Here is a 4,711-nt window from a genome sequence, read left to right on the forward strand (position 1 = left end):
CTTCTTTTCACTCGAGATCTTCACGGCGTCGGGCGGTGAGTTCCTCGCCTATACCTCGACCTACATGCTCGTGAATCTCATGATGCAGAACTATCTCTATGGCCGATATCGCTGGCCGTGGATTTCCGATCTCTACGAGTTCATCCAGACCGTCTATCTGCTTCCCGCGATCCTGTCCGTGATCGCCAATCCGAGCAAGCCGACCTTCAAGGTGACGGCCAAGAGCTCCTCGATGAGCCAGAGCCGGATCTCGGAACTGGGCGCGCCGTTCTTCGTGATTTTCGGCATTCTCCTCCTCGGCGTCGTCGCGACCATCGTGCGGATCTGGACGGAACCCTACAAGGCCGACGTGGCGCTCGTGACCGGTGGATGGAACCTGCTCAATCTGATCATCGCAGGCTGCGCGCTGGGTGTCGTCTCGGAACGCGCCGTGCGTCGGCAAAGCCATCGCATCCTCGCCAACCGCCCGTGCAAGTTCATCATGGACGGACACACGGTCGAAGGCATGATCGAGGATGTATCGGTCGGCGGCGCGCGCTGCCGTTTGAGGGAATCGGGTCTCGAAGGTCTCAAGAAGGGCGCTCTCGCAACGCTCGAGTTCCAGCCCAACGTCCCACTGTCGTCCAACGCGTTGCCGGTCGACATCCGCAAGATGACCATCGACGAGAAAGGCATCCTCATCGGGTGCCGGTTCCAGACCGAAGAACCTGTCCACCATCAGTTGATCGCCGATCTCGTCTTCGCCAACGCGGACCAATGGAGCAGCTTCCAGAAGCGCCGCCATCACGACATCGGCCTTCTGCGCGGGACGTTCTGGTTCCTGGCGGTGTCGCTCTATCAAACCGGCCGGGGTCTCGCGTATCTGTTCGGCCTGCAGAAGATCGGCGTATCCCATCCACCCGCGGCACCGGCTCCCGCGCCGGCGCCCAGCGCGCAATAGGGAATTTCCGTGTCCGCGCGCTTTCTCCTGACCCGTCTCATCCCGGCGCTGCTGATTCTCGGCGTGCCCGTCGCGTCGGCGCAGGTGGCGCCGTTCAGCATGTCGCCGGACCGACCGAGCGCTCCGGCCGGCAATCCACCGCAGTCGCCAGCGCCTGTTCCACCCGTCGTTCCCCCGGCGGCAGGTACGCCGTTCGATATGCGGAGTTCGGCCGGCCCCGCGCCATCGGCCGCTCCGGCGAGCCCCGGTGCTTCGGTTCCGGCGCCTTCCGGCACGCCGTTCGACATGGGCACCGGCAGACCCGCCGCCACGCCGCCCCGTGGAACCGCGACGTCGCCGCCTGCGCCAGCACCGCGCCCGCCCGTCGTGCAGGCCCTCGGCCGCAACACGAAGCCCATCCTGCCGCGCGCGGATATCCGCCTCGAAGGCGAAGTCGATGCACGCAGTTGGGCGGTGTCGCTGACGCAGGACGAAGCGGCGGGAAACCCCATCCTCTCGGTCGGCTACCGCAATGCCGTCGTCGTGATGCCGGAGGCGTCGCGTCTCAGGGCTCTGGTGAACGGCGAAACGGTGATCGACATTCCGATCGCGTCATCGCAGAACGTGCAGCGGATCGCACTCCCGGTGCGGGCCGGCCTGCTTCGTCCCGGGCAGAACATCATTCGCATCGAAGCGGTTCAACGTCACCGCACGGATTGCACGATCAGGGCCACATACGAATTGTGGACCGAGTTGGATTCGGCATCGACCAGCCTGGTCTTCGGTGAGAACACACCGCGGTTTTTGCGCGGTCTCGAAGACCTTCCCGCGGTCGGCGTCGACACCTCCGGCACCACCACCATCCATGTGATCGCTCCGAAGAGCTATCGTCCGGAAATTCGTGACCGGCTGCTGCGCCTCGTGCAGATGGTGGCGTTGCGCGGGCGCTACGCGCATCCGGTCGTCAGAGTTTCTGAAACCGATCCCGGACAGGTCTCGGTCGGAACCATCAAGGTCTATCTGAGCCTTGCCAGCGAGCTGCGCAGCATCATGGCGCAGCCGCCGGAGGCTGCGTTGAACCAGCCGATCGCGCTCGTGACGCAGGATGCGGGCTCGCCCGCGCTCGTCGTTGCCGGTCCGACATGGAACGACATCGACACCGCGATCAACGTCATCGCTGCGGCGATGATCAACAATCGTCCGGCGGAGCGCACCACGATCGATACCGCTTCATGGATGTGGCCGGAGACGCCGTCGTTTCAGAGCGCGCGCGCGATCCGCTTCGGTGAACTCGGCATTCCGACTCAAGAGTTTTCCGGGCGGCGCTTCCGGGCGCGCTTCGCGATCGAGCTGCCAGCCGATTTCTACGCCAACGATTACGCGGAAGCCCTGCTCTACCTGGATTCCGCGCACACGCCCGCCGTCCGCCCAGGCAGTCACATCGATCTTTATGTGAACGACCGCATCAGCGCGACCATGCGGATCACGTCGAAGGGCGATATCCTGCGCCGCCATCCGATCCGCATCCCCATGCGCAATTTCCGGCCGGGGATCAACGAGCTCTGGTTCGAGGCGGTGCTGTTGACCGACGCCGACGAGCGCTGCCCGCCCGGCGGCACGCTGTCGGAGACGAGCCGCTTCGTCCTGTTCGACACGACGACTTTCGCGCTGCCGACTTTCGGCCGCATCGGGCGGCTGCCGGACCTCGCCGAATTCAGTTCCGCGGGATTCCCGCTCGGCAATGCGCCGGCGACGTTCGTTCTCGCGCGGCAGAACCCGTTGCTCTACTCGACCGCCGGAACGCTTCTGGCACGGATGGCGCGCGACGCCGGCGAGCCCGTGCGCGCCACATTCGCGAATGCTGCGACGGTCGGCGATCCGTCGACCGTGTTCATCGGCGCGATCGATCAATTGCCGCCGGGAATGCTGGCGCGGGTCGGAGTCGCGGAACGGACGCGAACGGTCTGGCAATCGACACCGACACCGGTCCGGACATCGGGACAGGTCGCCGGCGCTGCGAAGGCGAATGCCGATGCCGTGCGCTTTCCGGGCAGTGAGCGCGAACGCAGCCTGACCGATCTGGCGGCCCAAGGCTCCACCGACGAGATCCGTCGTCGGTGGTCCGATTCTTTGACCCATCGCGGCTTCCTGCAGACCCGATTCGAGGGATTCAAGACCTGGATCGAACAGACGTTCAATCTGTCGGTGTCTTCGCTGACCTTCCAGAGCAACGCCAGCGCCGACTACGAACCCTCGCAGCGCTCGACGCTGCTCCTCGCGCAGGATTCCACGGTCGGCGACGGCACCTGGACCGTGCTGACGGCCCGCACCGAGGCCGAACTGGCGGACAACACCGCGAGCCTGACGCGCCCGCACCTGTGGTCGCGGGTCTCCGGCCGCATCGTCACGCTCAGTTCGGAAGACGACAGCATCGAAGTCCAGCCGGTTCGGTCATTCACCTTCGTTCAGACGCAGCCTTTCTCGCTTCTGAACATGCGCCTGATCGCGGCGAACTGGATGTCGATCAATATCCTGCAATACGCGCTCCTCATGGTGGTCTCGTGCATTCTGCTCGGCGCGACGACTTACTTCGTGCTGCGCCGAATGGGACGCCGATCATGAGACGCCGTGGCTGGATCTTGATCGTCCTGAGCTTTCTCGGAACCGTCTCCATGGCCCATGCCGTGACGCCCGTCGCGACACCGGCAACGACACCGGCAACGACACCGGCGTCGCCCAATCCCGGCCTGAAGATCGAGGGGACGATCGCCAGGAGCGACTGGGATGCCTACCGGGCGCGCTTCATCGATCGCAGCGGTCGCGTGATCGACAACGCCAACGGCGACATCAGCCACAGCGAAGGCCAGGGCTACGGCCTTCTTCTCGCCTTCGCCGCGTCCGACCGGACGGCTTTCGAGCAAATCTGGACCTTCACCTATACGCAGTTGCTGATCCGCGACGACGGGCTCGCCGCATGGAAATGGGATCCGCACGCGACGCCCAACGTCTCCGACAGCAACAACGCATCGGACGGAGACATTCTCATCGCCTACGCGTTGGCGAAGGCGGGAGCCGCCTGGGGCGAACCCCGCTACGTTCAGGCCGCCCAGCGGATCGCCAAGGGCGTCGGCCGTTATCAGGTCATCCGCAGCATCAGCCGACCGGTGCTCTTGCCCGCCACGAAGGGTTTTTCCGCCGCCGAGCGGCCCGACGGTCCAGTCGTCAATCTATCTTATTGGGTCTTCGAGGCGTTCCCCGCGCTGACCGCGCTCGCGCCTGAATACGATTGGAACGGCGTCTGGCGCGAGGGCCTCGTTCTTCTCCAGCACGCCAATGCCACGAAAGTGCGGCTGCCGAGCGACTGGATCTCCATCAAGGAGCGCGGCCTGATCCGTCCGGCCGAGGGTTTCCCGCCGGAATTCGGGTACAATTCGGTAAGGATACCGCTCTACCTGTTGCGGGCGGGGATGACCGATTTGGAGTGGCTCAAGGCACTGAAGCAACGCTGGCTCGGCAGTGAAGGAGTCGCGATCGTCGATGTGAAGACGGGCGCGGTCAAGGAACGTCTGGTCGATCAGGGCTACGCGTTACTCACCGCTACTTTGGCCTGTGCGCTTGATCGCACGCCGGTGCCGAGTACCCTCAAGACCTTCGAACCGAATCTGTATTACTCGTCGACGTTGTATCTGCTCGCGATGTCGTTGCTCAGCGAGAAGTATCCGCAATGCCTCTGACTCGTGGCATCATAGCGACGTTGCTCGCCAGCGCCGCCTTCTCGGTCGGTGCGCAGAC

At 64.5% G+C, this 4,711-nt stretch carries 3 protein-coding genes; all 3 read left to right on the forward strand.

Annotation, left to right across the window (positions count from 1 at the left end):
* The coding region (locus AC1DT3_RS12590) for a PilZ domain-containing protein (RefSeq protein ID WP_477465594.1) at positions 1-940 on the forward strand (940 nt) is incomplete at its 5' end.
* Between the two features lie 9 nt (positions 941-949).
* Positions 950-3,541, forward strand: a complete 2,592-nt coding sequence (locus AC1DT3_RS12595; RefSeq protein ID WP_477465595.1) for a cellulose biosynthesis cyclic di-GMP-binding regulatory protein BcsB — start codon at positions 950-952, stop codon at positions 3,539-3,541.
* The gene (locus AC1DT3_RS12600; protein ID WP_477465596.1) at positions 3,538-4,653 is read left to right on the forward strand and encodes a family 8 glycosyl hydrolase; all 1,116 of its coding nucleotides are present in this window, start codon (positions 3,538-3,540) and stop codon (positions 4,651-4,653) included. The genes AC1DT3_RS12595 and AC1DT3_RS12600 overlap by 4 nt, the downstream gene beginning before the upstream one ends.
* Positions 4,654-4,711 lie beyond the last annotated feature (58 nt).

The sequence above is a fragment of the Microvirga sp. P4_G7 genome (assembly GCF_056401005.1).

What these genes read in the sequence shown, in the direction of transcription:
- AC1DT3_RS12600 (WP_477465596.1), top strand. Translation starts at nt 3,538, where the DNA reads ATGAGACGCCGTGGCTGGATCTTGATCGTCCTGAGCTTTCTCGGAACC.